This is a genomic window from Kaistella montana (genome assembly GCF_024436175.1).
Lineage (GTDB): Bacteria > Bacteroidota > Bacteroidia > Flavobacteriales > Weeksellaceae > Kaistella > Kaistella montana.
In genome coordinates, this window is record NZ_JANFQP010000001.1 from 741,464 (window position 1) to 759,965 (window position 18,502).

At 39.2% G+C, this 18,502-nt stretch carries 14 protein-coding genes; 7 read left to right on the forward strand and 7 right to left on the reverse strand.

What is annotated here, in order from left to right:
• The first annotated feature begins 12 nt into the window (after window positions 1-12).
• The 6 genes from NOV28_RS03495 (at window position 13) to NOV28_RS03515 (ending at window position 4,790) form a co-directional block, all read left to right on the forward strand.
• Entirely contained in the window at window positions 13-1,071 is a 1,059-nt protein-coding gene (locus NOV28_RS03495; protein WP_369413217.1) for a deoxyribodipyrimidine photo-lyase, read from the forward strand.
• Window positions 959-1,231, forward strand: coding sequence for an FAD-binding domain-containing protein (locus tag NOV28_RS11185; protein WP_369413211.1), 273 nt, complete (start codon window positions 959-961; stop codon window positions 1,229-1,231). Before NOV28_RS03495 ends, NOV28_RS11185 begins: the two co-directional genes overlap by 113 nt.
• The gene (locus NOV28_RS03500; protein ID WP_255927618.1) at window positions 1,216-2,694 is read left to right on the forward strand and encodes a cryptochrome/photolyase family protein; all 1,479 of its coding nucleotides are present in this window, start codon (window positions 1,216-1,218) and stop codon (window positions 2,692-2,694) included. Before NOV28_RS11185 ends, NOV28_RS03500 begins: the two co-directional genes overlap by 16 nt.
• 139 nt (window positions 2,695-2,833) lie before the next feature.
• A complete protein-coding gene (locus NOV28_RS03505) occupies window positions 2,834-3,115 on the forward strand; it encodes a TIGR03643 family protein (protein WP_255927620.1) in 282 nt (93 codons plus the stop codon).
• A gap of 226 nt (window positions 3,116-3,341) precedes the next feature.
• Window positions 3,342-4,040, forward strand: a complete 699-nt coding sequence (locus NOV28_RS03510; RefSeq protein ID WP_255927622.1) for an SDR family NAD(P)-dependent oxidoreductase — start codon at window positions 3,342-3,344, stop codon at window positions 4,038-4,040.
• Window positions 4,041-4,139: 99 nt separating this feature from the next.
• Window positions 4,140-4,790 (forward strand): MarR family winged helix-turn-helix transcriptional regulator, encoded by a 651-nt coding sequence (locus tag NOV28_RS03515; RefSeq protein WP_255927624.1) that lies wholly within the window; start codon window positions 4,140-4,142, stop codon window positions 4,788-4,790.
• Window positions 4,791-5,121: 331 nt separating this feature from the next.
• Here NOV28_RS03515 and NOV28_RS03520 read toward each other — a convergent pair whose 3' ends face one another.
• A complete protein-coding gene (locus NOV28_RS03520) occupies window positions 5,122-5,613 on the reverse strand; it encodes a thermonuclease family protein (RefSeq protein ID WP_255927626.1) in 492 nt (163 codons plus the stop codon).
• Window positions 5,614-5,692: 79 nt separating this feature from the next.
• Between NOV28_RS03520 and NOV28_RS03525 the strand changes: the two genes are divergently transcribed.
• Window positions 5,693-6,496: a hypothetical protein gene (locus tag NOV28_RS03525; protein ID WP_255927628.1), complete on the forward strand. Its 804-nt coding sequence runs from the start codon at window positions 5,693-5,695 to the stop codon at window positions 6,494-6,496.
• Window positions 6,497-6,990: 494 nt separating this feature from the next.
• Here the strand turns inward: NOV28_RS03525 and NOV28_RS03530 are convergent, their stop codons facing one another.
• From NOV28_RS03530 to NOV28_RS03555, 6 genes are all read right to left on the reverse strand, one after another.
• Entirely contained in the window at window positions 6,991-7,890 is a 900-nt protein-coding gene (locus NOV28_RS03530; protein WP_255927630.1) for a hypothetical protein, read from the reverse strand.
• A gap of 790 nt (window positions 7,891-8,680) precedes the next feature.
• Entirely contained in the window at window positions 8,681-10,795 is a 2,115-nt protein-coding gene (locus NOV28_RS03535; RefSeq protein WP_255927632.1) for a heavy metal translocating P-type ATPase, read from the reverse strand.
• A 48-nt stretch (window positions 10,796-10,843) separates the two neighbouring features.
• Window positions 10,844-12,079 carry an efflux RND transporter periplasmic adaptor subunit gene (locus NOV28_RS03540; protein WP_255927634.1) on the reverse strand — a complete coding sequence of 412 codons (1,236 nt, stop codon included), beginning with the start codon at window positions 12,077-12,079 and terminating at the stop codon, window positions 10,844-10,846.
• 21 nt (window positions 12,080-12,100) lie between these two features.
• Window positions 12,101-16,429: a CusA/CzcA family heavy metal efflux RND transporter gene (locus NOV28_RS03545; protein WP_255927636.1), complete on the reverse strand. Its 4,329-nt coding sequence runs from the start codon at window positions 16,427-16,429 to the stop codon at window positions 12,101-12,103.
• A 112-nt stretch (window positions 16,430-16,541) separates the two neighbouring features.
• A complete protein-coding gene (locus tag NOV28_RS03550; protein WP_133159951.1) occupies window positions 16,542-16,862 on the reverse strand; it encodes a DUF6660 family protein in 321 nt (106 codons plus the stop codon).
• 653 nt (window positions 16,863-17,515) lie between these two features.
• Window positions 17,516-18,445, reverse strand: a complete 930-nt coding sequence (locus tag NOV28_RS03555) for a hypothetical protein (protein ID WP_255927640.1) — start codon at window positions 18,443-18,445, stop codon at window positions 17,516-17,518.
• Window positions 18,446-18,502 lie beyond the last annotated feature (57 nt).

Below are 18,502 nucleotides of genomic sequence, written 5' to 3' on the forward strand. Positions count from 1 at the left end.
TTATACAATGCAATGCAGGAAGAGTTGCCTTTTCTTGCACTATATGTTTTTGACGCTGAATTTTTTGCTCAAAAACAATTGGGTTTCAGAAAAATTGGAAAATACCGTGCAAAATTTTTGCTGGAAAGTGTAGAAAACTTAAGACACAATTTAGCGAAACAGAAAACTCCTTTTTCAGTTAAATATGGCAAAACTGAAGATGTTTTCAAAGAAATTTCCGAGGAATTTGAAATCGTGAAGATTTTTTGTCAGGATGAATGGACAAAGGAGGAAGTTGACTTACAAGCTAAAATTGAGAAAGCAATTCCAGCTGCCAATTGGGAAAAATCGTATTCACAATTTCTGGTTCATCCGCATTTTGTTTTTAAGACTTTGGATAAGATTCCGATGCTATTTACCGCGTTCCGGAAGAAAATTGAAAAAAATCTGCTGATACGCCCTGAATTTGAATCGGATGACTTAGTGTACAATAAATCGGAAATTCATTTTAAAAGCGATACCATTTCATTCAAATGGCTCGGTTTTGAAGATTTTGAAACAGACAAAAGAACTGCTTTTCCTTTTTCGGGCGGAGAAAATGAAGCATTGAAAAGATTGCATCATTATTTGTGGGAAACTCAAAATCTGGGTCAGTACAAACAAACCCGAAACGGTTTGGTCGGAACAGATTACAGTTCAAAATTTTCGGCGTGGCTGTCGGATGGAAGTCTTTCTGGGGTAACCATTTACCACGAAATAAAAAAATATGAAGAGGAATTCGGAGCCAATGATTCGACTTATTGGCTGATTTTTGAATTGCTGTGGCGGGATTTTTTCAGATATATTTCTTTACAGTACAAAGACTTGATTTTCTGGAAAAGCGGAATTAATCATCAAAAATATTTCGCTGAAAACAATAATACATTCATTCCAAAAATGGAAGGATGGAGAAACGGATTCCGATTTCGTGAATGCCAATATGCTCGAACTGAAAAATACAGGCTGGATGAGCAATCGCGGTCGCCAAAATGTAGCTTCGTATTTCTGCAAAATTCTGAAACAGGACTGGAGAATCGGAGCGGCCTACTTTGAGGAAATGCTGATCGATTATGATGTTCACAGCAATTACGGCAACTGGATGTATCTCGCCGGAGTCGGAAATGATAATCGTGACCGGACTTTTAACCCTGAAAAACAGGCAGAAATGTATGATGCTAACGAGGAATTTAGAAAATTATGGCTAAAACACTGAAACATACTGCCCAATTAATTTTTCCGCATCAGCTTTTTGAGGATAAGGATGATCTGGATAAAAGTCAGCCTGTTTTTTTGGTGGAAGAATTTCTGTTTTTCAAGCAATATTCTTTTCATAAACAAAAGATTGCCTTTCACCGCGCAACCATGAAATTTTATGAAAGTGAATTAAAAAAGGCAGGTTTTGAGGTTGAATATATTGAAAGTTCATCGAAATTCAGCGACATCCGAAATTTAATTCAAAAGCTTGAAAAAGAAAATTTTTCAACGATAAAAACAACGGATGTTTGCGACAATTGGCTGGAAAAAAGATTAAAGGAAACCAAATTAGCACTCGAAATTTTAGACAGTCCGCTTTTCATCAATACCAAAGAAGATCTGAAAGATTATTTTGAGGGTAAAAAAGCCTATCATCAAACTGATTTTTACAAACAGCAAAGAATCACCCGAAATATTCTGATGAAAGCCGGAAAACCGTTGGGCGGGAAATGGACCTACGACACGGAAAACCGAAAAAAATATCCGAAAAATAAAAAAGCACCTGCCATTCATTTTCCAAAAAACAATAAATTTTACGAGGAAGCAAAAGATTACACCGAAAAACATTTCGCCAAAAATTACGGAACGCTTACAGATGAACAGCTCTACCCGACTACTTTTAAGGAGGCCCAACAATGGCTGGAACAGTTTCTGGAAAACCGTTTTCTGGAATTTGGCGTTTACGAAGACAGCATCGTGGAAAAGGAACATTTTCTGCATCACAGCGTGCTTTCTCCGCTCATGAATGTCGGACTTTTAACACCTGAATATGTGCTGGAAAAAGCGATTGCATTTGCAGAAGAAAACGATATTCCGGTGAATTCTCTGGAAGGTTTTGTCCGCCAGATTTTGGGTTGGAGAGAATTTGTTCGCGGGGTTTATGTGTATCAGGGAACATATCAGCGGAATAAAAATTACTGGAAACATAAGCAAAAACTTCCGGAATCTTTTTACACCGCCAAAACAGGAATCCGCCCGATTGACAGTTCGCTTCGGAAAATCCTGAAAACCGGTTATGCGCATCATATAGAACGACTGATGATTTTTGCCAATTTTATGAATCTTGCTCAGTTCAATCCAGATGCAGTGTATCAGTGGTTTATGGAAATGTTCATCGATTCCTACGATTGGGTAATGGTTCCGAATGTGTATGGAATGAGCAGTTTTTCGGACGGCGGGAAGATGAGTACGAAACCGTACATCAGCGGAAGCAATTATATTAAGAAAATGAGTGATTATCCGGATGGAGACTGGAATGAAAAATGGGATGCGCTGTTTTGGAATTTTATTAATGACAATAAAGATTTTTTTGCTAAAAATCCAAGATTGGGAATGATGCTCAGAACACTGGAGAAAATGCCGGAAGACAAACGAAAACAGCATTTTAAAACAGCAAAGGAAGTTATTGAAAATCTAAAATAAAATTGAGTTGATTCTAACGCAAAGTCCGCAAAGATTTTCTTTAAAATTTTGAAAATATTTTTTGTTCGCAAAGGCCTTTCACTCAGCAAAGCAAAAAAATAGAATATTGAATTTTTGTCTTTTTATTAAATTTAAAAGAATGAATAAAAACCTCAACATACAGCAAATCGACAGAATCATTGAAATGGCTTGGGAAGACCGTACTCCGTTTGAAGCCATACAATTTCAGTTCGGAGTCAGCGAAGCGGAAGTGATTGAACTGATGCGTTCGGAATTGAAAGAATCGAGTTTCAAGCTTTGGCGAAAAAGAGTGAATTCCAGAGTGAGCCAGAAACATTTGAAAAAACGAAGCGAAGAAATTAACCGCTTTAAATGCAGCAGACAAAGAGTGATCAGCAATAATAAAATTTCTAAAAGATAAATTTTACCACAAAAGACACAAAAGAATTGTTTGAAGATAGAGTGCTTTAAAAGAGCAAAAAGGCTTTGTAAATAGACACTTTATTTCGTCAGACTCATCATAAACTAAGCTCATCCTTACAATTAAAAGATAATTAAACGAATAGTATTAGAGATGTCACACTGAGCTTGTCGAAGTGTCTCAAAATAAAAACCTTCGTGTTCCAAAACATAAAAATAAATTCAATATGAAAAATATCGTCATCATCGGTTGCGGAAAGGGAATCGGATTAGCAACAGCAAAGATTCTCGCAGAACAAAACAAAATCATCGGAATTTCCAGAACAGGAAATGCAGAACTGAAGCATCCGAATATTGAATTCCACAAAATGGATATTCTTTCGGGAAACTTAGATGACATTAATTTTCCTGAAGTGGTGGATGGATTGGTTTATGCACCCGGAAGCATTAATTTAAAACCATTTAACCGACTTTCTGTGGATGATTTTAAGAATGATTTTGAGATCAATGTTTTGGGAGCGGTAAAAATGATTCAGAAACTGTTGCCGAATCTTAAAAAGTCGGAAAGTGCCTCCGTTGTGCTTTTCAGTTCCGTGGCGGCAAAACTGGGAATGCCTTTTCACGCTTCGATTGCGGCGAGTAAAAATGCGGTGGAAGGTCTTACAAAAAGTCTGGCGGCGGAATTTTCGGCTCAGAAAATCAGGGTTAATGCGATTGCACCTTCTTTAACGGACACGAATCTGGCAGCACAGCTTTTGGCAACGCCTGAGAAAAGAGAAGCTTCCGCGAAAAGACATCCATTGCAAAGAGTGGGAACGGCCGAAGAAATTGCGGAAATGACGGCTTTCCTTGTTTCAGATAAATCTTCGTGGATTACAGGACAGATTTTTGGAATTGATGGCGGAATGGGAAGTGTTAAGCTTTAGTTGGAGGTTTTGAGAATTGGAGCATTGAAGGGTTTAGATTTTTCAACCTCTTTATTAGATTATAAAAAATATTTAAAATACTAAGATTAAATTTGCGCTATGAATACTGACTTTTTCATTGATCTGTTTCATCAGGTTAAAGAATTTGAAAATTCCGAAGCTTATAAACCTCACTCTAATGTTGAGGATTTCCGTCTTTGGCTGAATGATAAAAAATACAGAAAAGAGAGCCCAACCAAACTTTTTAAAAATGAGCAGCATCAGGTTTCTTTTACAGAAAATGAAATCTGCAAACAGGTTCTGCTTTTGGGACGATATTCCAGACAATTAATTAGAAAGGGCTTGAATGATTTCCCTGAATTGGCCAATGAAGAATTCACCTACCTTTACCGATTGAAGGACGAACCGAATCTGAGTAAAATTCAGTTAATCGAAAGAAACGGTCACGAAAAACAAACCGGCACTCAAATCATTAAACGTCTTCTGGAATATGGATTAATTGAAGAAAAGAACGACAGTGAAGATAAAAGAAGTAAGCGTTTGAACCTCACCGAAAAAGGTGAAGATTATTTCCACCGTTCTGTTGATAAAGTGAATATGACGTCTCGAATTCTTGCCGGAAAACTCGAAAATAATGAAAAAGCCGAACTTTTGGAATTACTCAGAAAGCTGAATGATTTTCACTCGCATGTTTACTCTGAGTATAAACGCTTTAACATTGATGAAATTCTTGAAATTTCCGCTAGTTAATTGATTTTAATACCATCAACCTTCCAATAATAGCAGATGTATGGCTGGCCGATTTTAGCTTGCCCTATCACCATCCGAATATTCAAGATTTTCATAGGTTAATTCTGATATTAAAGCCGGTAATACTCTTCGAGTAAATTTCAGTTTCAGGATATTATTCCAAATTTTGTGCTTTTAAAAAAGTGGGGCATTAAACTAAAAGAAAAGTGACTTATTTCCCGATACAGAATCTAACTTTTGTTTAATGATGGGGATTTGAGAGAACGGGGCAACAAATAAGCAACAAAACCTGTGAAATCAGGTGGTAAATAAGAGAAGTTGGGTTGAGTCGTCAGAACTGATCGACGTACAAATATAAGCCTTTTTTATTGGTTTTAGCAGTCAGGGAAAGCTGTTGGTATTTTGGTAATTCTGAACAGTGAATTTTATTGTATGCTTTCGCATATCCAGCAGCAACCATGGTTTCATTTAAGATACTACCGTCTTGTAATTCAACATAAGCTAATGTTCTGCCGTATTTATCTGATAGATTATTTCGTTCCTGGATGATATTAACCTGATCTCCCGGCTTTACAATAGACCGCATATAATCGTACGATTCGTAAGCTAGTTTCATTAATAGACTGCCGGCAATTTGGGTTTCAGATTCGTCCTGTTTTAATTTTCTGCATGGCGTTAATTCAGGAGCATCGATTCCATAAAGCCTTATCTCCTCCTCTATTTTGGTCAAAATATTCCGCACAATTATGCCATCACCATCAACAACTTTTACTACTTCGTAGTGTATTTTCTTTAAAATCTGATCCTTTGCATCCATTTGCATTTGTTTATACTTTTTTAACTATTTGTTTTCCAATTACTTATACGTAAATTTAAGACAAATAATTTAAAATTAAAAAATTATGGCAAGGCAAAAAGGTCACATTAAGTACGTCGGAACTCTGGGCGAAGTTCGACACTTCAAAATCAAGAATAATCCAGGTTATTATGCTGGGTTAAAAGGAGGCCCAACCGGTGAACAAATTGCATCTGATCCTGCGTTTGTTCGTACCCGTGAAAACATGAATGAATTTGGAGGTTCTGCGACTGCAGGACGCTCATTCCGTACAAGTATTGCCAATTTAATCCGGAACAGTGCAGACAGCAGAGTTACCGGCAGAATTACAGCGGTAATGAAAAAGATTAATCTTGAAGATGGATCGGAAGCCAGAGGTCAGCGAGCCATCCTGGTAACAGCTGCACCGCAATATCTGGACGGTTTTGAATTCAATAAGTTTAATTCTTTCAGTGGTGTTTTCAATGCGCCTTACAGCATTACGCCATCGGTGGATCGTGATGAATCGGATTTGTCTATCCCGGTGTTTAATCCGCTTGACAATATGTTTATTCCTGCTGGAGCAACGCATTTCAAAATCATCAATGCAATCACGGTTCTGTCTGACTTTGCTTATAATCCTACTACAAAAGCTTATGAGCCGAAGGATCCTGCCGTTAATGGCCTAACCGCTATTTCAGATTCCGGATATCTTCCGGTGAACGTGCCCACTACTGCACTCAACATTGTAACGACTATTCCGGACTCCCCAGTAATTACAGCGGATTCTTCTGTGGTTAATCTAATTTCTGTGGAGTTTTATCAGGAAGTGAACAGTAATTACTACATCTTCGCGCAGGGAAATACGATGAAAGTCGCAAAAATATTCTAAGAACCATCAGTAGATTTTATTCGGAAAATCGAAGCAGCCCATTCTCACGAGTGGGCTTTGCTTTTTTATGCACCGATTTGGCTATAATAGTTAAATATATATGCTTTATATATGGCTTAAATATCAGTCTTTTATGGAATATATATGACTGAAAAATTTTTCAAAAGAAAAAAAAAAAAAAAAAGAAAGCCCAATTGAAAGGGGGCGAGGAAAAAGCTGTCAAGGTTTTTGGAGAAAAAATACAACCCGGAGGGTGGAGATTTTTTCAACAAAACCCGTAGGGCTTGACCTTTACAGCTGATGGCGGCTGGCGAAGGAAGCCCCCTATCTTCGCTGCCCTTTTTTGATTTTTTGGGTATGGTAACCTACTTTCTTTACGGTAGGTTGGATGCGGAGGTGTTGGGAAATATGTAATTAGATATTTCCGGGAAAGTCGTCTTGTGAAATTGTAAAGGTTGCAAAGTGTGCGAAGAGCACAAAAATTGCAGCTTCCTTTAGTAAAATTCGTAAGTAAGAGTTTGAATTATATAGGGATTTTCGCAGAAAATTAAATTGCCAAACTGATCAAACTTTTGATTTTCTATATATCCATCGTTATTACTTCTGGTCATCCTACTTTTGTCTTGCGAATAAGCGTAGTCCCAAATAAATTTTTCGTTTTTAATGGAAATCAAATTCCCCTCTGCATTGTATTCAAAAAATGATTGTTTGCCGTCAACATCTCTTTCATAGACTATGTTATTATTATGATCGTAATGCTTCTCCCAAGAATTCCCATTTCGGAAACTAAATTTGACAATGTTTCCTTTGTTATCGTATTCAATATTATTCAATTCATCCTTGCCCAAAGTGTCTCTGTAGGAAATGCGGTTGCCGTATAAATCAATCTTTTCCCAAGATTCAAATCCTTTATTATCTTTATAGTGAACTACACCATCTTCAGTATAGTTTTTCCAATATTTTAACCCATCATTGTCTGCATAGTAAATCTCTCTATTTTTGTGATCGAATGCTTTTTCCCATTGCAAACCAAATATTTTATCACGCGTTGCGGGTCCATATAAAAACCTGTATAGCCAGCGCTTATCTTTCTTTTCTTTGTATCTAACAGGATTATTATGAAGGTCATATATTTTATCCCATTGCAAACCATTTGAATTTTCAAAATAGATCATATTATTGCTATGGTCATATCTCTTTCTTTCATAGTAGCCCTTGGTTTGGTAGAAAGTTACGTTACCTGCTTCATCATACATCCAACTTTCTTCAAAATTATCATCTATTTTTTCCACCATTTTGCCCTGCCTATCATAACGAGTGACTAGTGTTGATGATGCTATGCCCGATGGCTTATTTTTATATGCCGTTTTTTCGACTATTGACTTGATTATCATATTATTTATGCTGTAAATTCTTTTAATTTTATTAAAAAAAGATAAGAAAAATTATTGAATGCACAAAACCTGCACGGAGAGGGAAAGAAATGGGAAAGGCAGCTGTATGGTGTTGCGCCGGAACGGGGCAATGGCATACTGCTGTGCGCGGTGACGGAAGCGCATAGACGGCAGGAATGAACCGGCTCTTTGAGTCCGGGAAGGGAATGCCGGCTATGTGCTGGAGGAACATGGCTGCGCGGTGGCAAATTCCCTTCGATTAGCAATCACTAAAGGTGCTGGAAAGACAGCGGTATGTAGGGCAATGAAAAAAATGCGTGATGGTGCTGGAAGGGGGGCAAAGGCAAAGCGATGGCCTACGCATTTTTTTGTTGCCCGGAATACTGCTGTGCGCGGTGCCGAAGTGCATAGCCTGCCACTGAACTTTCCGCTGAAAAAGGCAGGATATGTACTGCAGGCGCATGGGAATTTTGGAACGGAACTTTTCAACTTGCGGATTGGATTGGTGGCTGAATCTTCTAAATGATAACTGCACTGGCGGCTGCGTGGCGGTGGCTTGTGCGGGCTTCGCCCAAACAAAAGGAAAGCATTTAACATAATTTCCAATTATAGGCACTATGGTGGTGGGATTGCACGTAATGCAGCGCAGCGGAATGGAGGGCAACGTTGTAGCGTTGGCCTGTGCGTATAATTGTCATTATGTTACTTGCTGTGGCAGCGGGGATATTTTGGAGGCTCATTATTTTTGCACAATATCTCCCATAAAAAAACGGACCGAAGCCCGCCTTGTTTAAAATTTCATTTTCTGAATCCTTACCGCATTTAGTATGGCAAGCAATGCTACGCCCACATCTGCAAAGACTGCTTCCCACATCGTGGCTAACCCCCCTGCTCCTAATACCAAGACCACTGCTTTTACTCCAAAGGCCAACGCGATGTTCTGCCAAACAATTTTTTTGGTTTGCTTGCCAATATTAATGGCCATTGGGATTTTTGAAGGTTTGTCGTCCTGAATTACCACATCAGCGGTTTCAATGGTGGCATCACTCCCAAGGCCACCCATCGCTATGCCAACATCACTTAAAGCTACAACCGGCGCATCGTTGACTCCGTCGCCAACAAATGCAACCGTTTCATTCCGTGCTTTTATTTCTTTGACTTTATTCACTTTATCTTCCGGCAATAAATCGCCAAAAGCATTAGGTATGCCCAGTTTTCCTGCTACAGCTTTGACTACCGTTGCTTTATCACCGCTCAACATGGTAACTTTTACTCCTAAACTTTGAAGTTTCTGTACAGTTTCGGCAGCGTCTTCTTTGATGCTATCCGCAATGGTAAGGTATCCCGCAAATTTTCCTTCATAAGCAATGGCAATCAATGTTTCTACAATATCGTTTGGATTTACATCATATTGGATATTGAATTTATCCATCAGTTTAAAGTTTCCTACGAGCAACTCTTTTCCCTGATACGATCCCTTCAGGCCATGTCCCGCTATTTCTTCTACATTGTCGAGAATTATAGTATGGTCGGGTTCACCGAGATGATCGTGAATGGCAGTTGCCACCGGATGGGTTGATGAATTTTCGATTACATTCACTAATTTTAGAATTAAATCCCGGTCAAATTCCTGCTTTAGATTGACGGTCTGTACTTTAAAGACGCCCTCAGTCATGGTTCCGGTCTTATCCATAAACACATTTTTGACCTCTGCCAACGCATCCAGAAAGTTACTGCCCTTAAATAAAATTCCATTTCTGCTTGCGGCACCAATGCCACCAAAGTATCCTAGTGGAATACTAATTACTAATGCACATGGACAGGATATTACCAGGAATATAAGGGCGCGATATAACCAGTCCCGGAAAATATATTCATCGACAAACAAATAGGGTAACAGACAGATTGCCACAGCGAGAAATACCACGATTGGGGTATAGATGCGGGCAAATTTCCTAATGAACAATTCGGTGGGTGCTTTCTGTGCAGTCGCATTCTGTACCAATTCCAGAATCTTTGAAAGTTTCGAATCATTGTAGAGGGTATTGACCTGCACTTTTGCTACCGTATTCAGGTTAATCATTCCTGCAAGGACGGTATCGTTTTTCTGTTTTGTATCCGGTTTGCTTTCACCGGTAAGTGCCGAAGTATTGAACGAAGCACTGTCTGAAATCAAAATTCCATCCAGGGCCAGTTTTTCTCCCGGTTTCAGCTGAATAACCGAATCCAGTGCAACTTCCGCCGCTTTTACCGTTTGTGGGCGGTTATCCACCAAGATGGTCACTTCATCGGGACGCTGATCGAGAAGTTTTGCTATGTTTCCTTTTGCGCGCTGAACGGCTAAAGTCTGGAAAACTTCGCCTACTGAATAGAAGAGCATTACAGCTACCCCTTCAGGATATTCACCAATTGCAAAGGCACCTATTGTGGCAATAGACATTAGAAAAAACTCCGAAAACACATCTCCCTTCCTGATACTTTCAAACGCTTCTTTAAGAACCGGTAAACCTACCGGAAGATATGCCGCTGCATACCAACCAACCCGCAACCAATCATTGAACCAAGATTGAGGGATCAAATAATCGATTCCCAATCCTGCCATTAGAATCACGAATGAAATAATAGCCGGAAGAAATAGCTGGAAAGTTGATTTTCCCTGATTAGAATGATCGTGACCATCATCATCATCATCATCATCGTGTTCATCGCCAGGTTTATGGCCATCCTTTTCTGAATGCTCGCTTTTTGAACGGTTTATTTTCTCATCTACAGCACAACATGCTTTATCGCCTAACTCTTTTTTCAATCTTTGGTCTGCAACCAAATTGATTTTTTCTTCTTCTGTACAACACAACTGACGACCATTTTCGTCGAAAGTATGTGTATGTAATTTATTATTTGCCATAAGTTTTATTTTAATAATGTATTAATTCTTATTTTGAAGTGCTATTTCTTAATGACCATCACCTTCCTCTCCCTTATTATTTAACTTAGCCAAGATAAAGAAGGCGTTCTTAATTACGATTTTAGCATCGGCAGGAATTGGTTTTAAAGGTGTAATTTGTGTGTAGCCTAAAGCAGTAACCCCTTTAGCAACAGGAATTTTTTCAAAACCTACTTCCTTTTCCACAATTGTTTTTTTGTTATTTCCGTTTGTTGAAGTTAATACTTTTTCGTTATTTTCTTCTTTATCATGATCGGACTGCATTATAAAGATAAAATCCTGTCCCTTATCATTAACTATAGCTTCAGTAGGAACGGATGCAGTAGTTTGCTTATCAAGACTTATGACTGCGGTAACATTCATGCCATCAATAAGACCTGATCGGTCACCGACGACTTGTGCGTGAACAGGAACAGTTTTGCTTTCTCCTTCAAAGGCTGTACCTATTGAAGTTATTTTTGCATCATACTCTTTACCTGGACTGTTGGTAAGTGTAAAATGAATGGTTTGTCCTGGCTGTACTTTACCCAAGTCTTTTTCATATACATAGATATCTAAATGCAGGGCTGAGTTGCTTACAATTTCGGCAATTGGCGAAGCCATGTCTACATTACTCCCGATTTGCGCAATCACTTTACTTACCGTTCCGCTGATGGGCGCGCGCACCGCAAGGGACGAACTGTAACCCTGAGCTGCACCGATGCTGCCTAGCTGTTTCTGCAGTCCGGAGCGCTGGCTTCGTAATGTTGCAAGATCTGTCTGTGCCTGCTGAAATTTCTTTAACGGTGCGGCATTTCCTTTATAAAGCTGCTGGGCACGCGTTACCTCCAGCTCTGCCATCCTGATTTGGCCATTCACCTGCTGCAGCTGCTGCTGCATCACGATTAAATCGGGATTTGATATCGTTGCTATAACTTTTCCCCGCGACACATAACTTCCAGGCTGGACATACAATGAGCGCACTATACCGCTGTATGAGGGCGTGACAAATGCCTTATTCTGATTCGGCACGGTTAGCATACCGCTCACCTTGATGGTATTGGAAAGCTCCTTACTTTCGATACTGCCCATCTGGATGCCTACAGTTTTTATCTGTTCTTCGGTGAAATGTGCCACATTAGGATCTTCGTGCTCATCGGGCTTCTCTACTGCAGTTGCTTCTTTGGTTTCAGTGACTTCTGATTCTTTTTTGCATCCTGTCAACAAGACAGAGACCGCAAAAATTAGGGTGATATATTTTTTCATGTTATATTCTCTTTTGGATCCTTAATTTTTAATATAGTAGTTATATTGTATTACTGCCATGTTGTATTCGTTCAGTGCAATCAAATAGTTTTTTCTAATGTCTATAGCTTGGGTGAAAAACTGGTGCATTTCAGAAAACCCTATTTCCCCAGCTTTGTAACTCAGCATTGCCGCATCGAAAATTTGGTCTGCCTGTTTCAAACCTATACTTTCATAATATTTAAGCATTTCAGCAGCTTTCAGAATTTCAGTATAGCTGGAGCGGGTTTGTGCCGCGAACTGATTTTCCTGATAGCGCAGCTGAGATTGTTGAATTTCGACCTCGGCTTCTGCAGACTGCAATTTGGCTTTGTAAGCAGTCTTTCCAAAAATGGGAAATTCTACAGCTACTGAAAAGCCTGTTATGGGATCCTTCATTCCGTATAATCTCTGGGAAAATATTCTTCCCGAAAAGTCAGGTTTGTTCTGCATTTTCTGAACCTCTATATTCGCCCTTGCTATTTCTATATTCTGCTGCTGCAGAGCCAATGAGGGATGAAAACTGTCTGATGGTAAATCTTCCAAATCCAATTTCTGCAAGTTTGTGTCTTCCGGCAAGTATAGCACCTGACTATTAAGAAACAGACTGAGTTGTTGCTGCTGTGCCGAAATATTCTGTTCGTTTTGCTGTCTCTGAGCCTGGAGCTCTTTCATCCGTGCCTCCGCAGCAATGTTTTCGAGACCAGCAGCTTCGCCGGTTTTGAAACGAAGATTTGCTGCTTTGTACATGGACGTATAATACTCATCAAGTTTTTGGTAGAGCTTACCAACATCCTGAAGGTACCACAACTGATAAAAAGCAGTATTTACTTCCCTTTTTATCACTGCGTCCAACATGCTTTTATTCAGCTGGTGAAATTTCAACTGCTCCTCAAAATACTTTCTTTTCGCCTTATATAAGCCCGGCCACTGGACGGATTGCTGGATTCCAATTTTAAAATCGCCGTCGGGATCACTAGGCCTCATATCCTCATTTTCTACAAAGATGCCGGTTTTGGGAATTTCACGTGCAGTTTTAGTTTCCAGTAAAGCTTTATTTACCTGGGCACTGTTTACCGAGTACTGCAGATTATTTTCCAGCGCTATTTTCACCGCGTCATTTGGTGAAATTCTTTCCTGCGCAGTAAGTGCACCTGCGGAAGAGCACAGTAAAATTACCAGCGCTACAAACGACGTGTTTTTACTATTTCTCAATTTGTTTTTGATTTGATTCTTAGAATTAAATATGATATACAGTAGGGGTAAGACAAATAAGGTAAGGAAGGTTGCTGTTACCAAACCGCCAATTACTACTGTTGCCAATGGCCTCTGTACTTCTGCACCGCTACCATTAGAAAAAGCCATGGGAAAAAATCCGAATGAAGCTACTGCTGCGGTCATTAGCACTGGACGTAACCGTATACTGGTTCCCTGAATTACCCTTCGAATAATATTATTAACTCCAGATTTCTGAAGATCCTTGAAGGTGCTTACCAGAACAATGCCATTAAGAACTGCTACCCCAAATAGCGCAATAAAGCCGACTCCTGCTGAAATACTGAATGGCATATCCCTAATCAGCAGGGCAAAGACCCCACCAATAGCACTCATTGGTATTGCGGTGAAGATAAGAATGCTGTCTTTGAAGTTGCGGAAGGTGAAGTAAAGCAAAAGAAAGATAAGGGCTAATGCTACAGGAACCGCTATTTGCAGTCGTGAAGAGGCCTGTTTCAGGTTTTCGAATGTTCCTCCATATGTATAGTAATAGCCGGCGGGCAAGATGTTTGCGTCATTCAGTTTTTTCTGGATTTCGGTGACTACACTTTCTACATCCCTATCCTTTACATTAAAGCCAACGACGATCCTGCGCTTTCCATCTTCACGGCTGATTTGCGCCGGTCCTTCTTTAAATTCCACTTTTGCTATCTGAGAGAGCGGAATCTGCACACCGTTCTCAGCCGGAATAAAGAGGTTACTCACGTCGTCAATAGAACTTCTGCTCACACTGTCGAGCCGTGCGACCAAATTAAACTTCCTTTCGTCTTCGAATACTACTCCGGCGGTTTCGCCCGCAAAAGCCGTGCTCACTGTATGGTTTATGTCCTCAATATTCAGCCCGTAAGAGGCCATTCTGGCCCTGTCGTAAGTAATGGTTATTTGAGGTAAACCAACGGTCTGCTCAATTTTTGGTTCGGTTGCACCCTCTACTGTCTGTACTATTTTGGCAACTTCCGGTGCCAGTTTCGCAAGGGTGTCGATATTCTCTCCAAATATTTTGACCGCTACATCCTGGCGGACACCGGTCATTAACTCATTGAAGCGCATCTGTATTGGTTGTGAAACTTCAAAGAATACGCCGGGAATCATTTCGAGTTTTTCCATCATCTCAGCGCTCAAATCCTCATAAGATTTACCACTGTCCTTCCATTCTTTTTTGGGTTTTAATGTAACGATAAGGTCAGTTGCTTCAGGAGGCATTGGATCTGTGGGGACTTCAGCACTACCGGTTTTGCCCACCACCGTATTCACTTCGGGGAATGATTTTAAAATGCGACCGGCCTGCATGGATGTTTCGATACTTTGAGAAAGGGAGGTGCCTTGTGGAAGTATACAGTGCACCGCAAAATCACCTTCCTGAAGTTGTGGTATAAATTCCCCGCCCATTCTTGAAAATAAAAATAACGAAACAGCCAGCAATGCAACCGCTGCACCGACAACTGCATATTTAAATGCAATGGCCTTCTGCAACAGCGGAATATAGAAATTGTGGACACTGGCCATCATTCTGTCTGCGAAGGTTTTCTTTGTGCTAATATTCTTAGACAGAAACAGGGCAGACATCATTGGTATATATGTAAGGGATAGAATTAATGCCCCTATAATTGCAAAGGAGACTGTTTGTGCCATTGGCCCGAACATTTTGCCTTCAATCCCCTGAAGTGACAGAATAGGGAGATATACGATGAGGATGATGATCTGACCAAACGCTGCTGAACTCATCATTTTTTTTGCACTCTCCTGTACGGCGTGGTCCATTGTATTTTGTGACAGCTTTTGAGAGCGGTGGTGGACTGCAAGGAAATGCAGAGTGGCCTCTACAATAATTACGGCTCCATCAACGATTAGACCGAAATCAATTGCCCCAAGACTCATCAAATTTGCACTTACTCCAAAGACGTTCATCATCGCGAGGGCAAAAAGCAGTGAGAGCGGAATTGCAGAAGCTACAATGAGCCCTGCCCGAAGATTCCCCAGAAACAGAACCAAAACAAGAACTACGATGAGCGCACCTTCTACTAAATTTGTTTCCACTGTGCGGATTGCACGGTCCACTAAATTAGTACGGTCTTGGAAAGGTTCCACGACAATATCGGCAGGAAGTGACTTTTGAATAGTGAGCATTTTTTCTTTGACCCGACTCACTACTTGCGCAGAATTTTCGCCTTTCAGCATCATAACAATACCACCTACGGCTTCTTTATCGCCGTTATAAGTTAAGGCACCGTATCTGACTGCACTGCCAATCCTGGTTTCTGCCACATCTTTTATAAGCACCGGAATGCCATTAACCGTTTTTATTACCGTATTGGAAATATCATCTAAAGATGAAATAAGGCCAATCCCCCGGATAAAATATGCATTTGGTTTCTTATCAATATAAGCACCGCCGGTATTTTGATTATTTTTCTGTAGCGTGGTAAAAATTTCTGCAATGGTCACATTCATTGCTTTAAGTCTGTACGGATTGATTGCCACCTCGTACTGCTTCAATTTACCGCCGAAACTGTTAATTTCCGCTATGCCAGGTGTGCCGTAAAGCTGGCGGGCCACCACCCAATCCTGCATGGTTCGAAGATCGGTAGCGGAGTATTTGTCTTCTGACCCTTTTTTAGGATGGATAACATACTGATAAATTTCTCCCAAACCTGTGGATACCGGAGACATTTCCGGAGTACCTATTCCCTGGGGGATATTTTCCTCCGCTTCTTTCAGTTTTTCAGTTATCAACTGACGTGCAAAGTACACATCCACGCTTTCATCAAAAACCACAGTAATCACTGAGAGACCAAATCTTGAGATCGATCTCATTTCTGTAATTCCGGGAATGTTTGCGAGGCTCCGCTCAATTGGAAAGGTAACTAACTGTTCTGTTTCCTGTGCGGCCAATGTTGGTGTGCTGGTAATAATCTGTACCTGATTATTTGTAATATCCGGTACGGCATCCAGCGGGAGTTTAGTAGCACTATACACCCCCCAAAGGATTAGTGCAAAAGTCATGAGCCCAATAATGAGCTTATTCTTTACACTAAACTGTATAATTTTATATAGCATTTGTAAAAATTAAGGTTAATTGACAAGAAAAGCATGTTCCGTATTGTCTACGAAAATGAGCGACTATCAGATAGTCGTAATGTCCTACGGAAGCGAACCGAAGGAAAGAGAATTAACCTATTTTGGGAGGTTGCCAGATACCGACAGTATGGAGGACTGCGTAGTTGTAATTCTTTTCAGGAAGAGTGTCTTTAATTAAAAGAGCAATCTTCTCAGGGAGTAATTTTTTCAGCAGCATGACAGTCATTGACATTCCACAACAGTTGCAAACGCAGAAAGGCGTACAAAGATCAGCATGCTGATCCTGACCTTGCTCTAAATGAACGTTTTCTGCCAAACAAACTTTTTCGCCTAAACCTTTCGCAGCATCGCTGCATGGTACCATCGTGAGTACCATGAAGAATAAGGAAAGAAAAAAGGAAAAAATTTTCACGGTGCTAATTTAATAAAAAATAATTTAACTCTTTCTGTTTAGTTAGAATAGGAATGGATAATGATATTGTAGTAGGCAGCGCGCATACTGAATGTTCATTATGTTACTTGCTGTGGCGGGCGGGGATTTGGTGCTGAACTTAGTCTAGTTGCTTTATTTATTTTGCAGCTGTAATTTGATAATGCTATAAAGAACCAATATTGTTCTAAATATAGTCAAGGTTGTAATCGAAATTGGAATTATGCAGAAATACAATGAATATTCAACGGGTAGCTTTGATACAAACAGTTTGCTTAATGACAGAAAAAGAAATAATGCCAAAAAGATCATTACCGCCCAAGTAAAAACCCCAACAATACTTTTATAGTGTTTACTTGAAAATAACAAACCAATACCAGATTGCTCTATTCCCTGATTTTTATGATTTAAGTTGTCTTTAAATGTAACAATGATCGTTAAGGAAGCTAGTACAAATCCGGCCAGTGAAATAGATGTACTTATTAAATCGGACATAACTGATTTAATTAGCTCGCTATCAATTGAGACCTGTATTCTGAATGAATTTATAACAATATATGCCAAATAGCAAACCAAGCCGGTAAGTATTATATCCCACAATAAAGGACGTCTGATATATATGTTTAAAATTTTTCTCATCTACCTGGAAATTCTTTAACTAAGTCAATACCCATTTTAGAAAAAATATCAGCAGAAACAATGACTCTTGATTTTGGTTTTTTTTCAACCATGATTCGGGTTTTAATCCAAATATTGAGTAAATCAAAGTTTTTTAACTTATCATTATACTCATTATCTTCTGCTTTGACTACTAATTTTGTGAACACTGAGTATGCTTTTTTGTTAGAAATTAATTTGTTAATTATTTTTAAAATTTTATTACGAATTACTGGAGTATCAGGCATATTCCTATAATCGTATTTCAGTTCTAAAGTTACGTATTCTGCCTCAGAAATATTTGCTGCCGTAGCGATTGCATCAAATAAGTCTTTATCGTATTCATTTACTCTCTTTACATCGTCTTTATGAACTTTTGCAACAACTGAAGAAACCCGATGAATACGTTTTTTGTAATTTTCCAAATCATCCCTTACAAAGGGATTATATTCAATCTTCGCTGAAACACCTTCCTTAAAAATAAAATGTTCCAGATAAAATATAAAGTCATTTATGCGCGGACCGTACTGATTAAATTCTAAGGATAATATCATTGGTTTTTTTGCCAGTGACAGTATAAAATGGCTGGTTTCTATAATACCCTCTTCCTCCGCTGCAGTAATATCACGAATAGCATCATCTTTAGTATTCATTAACTCTGGAAAACCGTCCATTCTGATATTTAATAACTTACCTGATATTCGTTTCAGTGTGTTATCAAATTTAATATCAGTTAAGTAAAGCAGTTTGTCATTATTCATAACAAACCTTTCTCTAGATTTTGTACGTGATAAAGCTATTATTTTTTTGAATACTGCCGTAAAATCAGATGTTGAACCTTCTTTACTTAATGTTGGTTTTAGCTCAAAATAATTAATTGTTCTCTCTACTGTAGTGATTTTATCCATTTAATTTGATTTTGCTTATCAATGATTCATTAATTCGTAATTAAAAATGTATTTGCT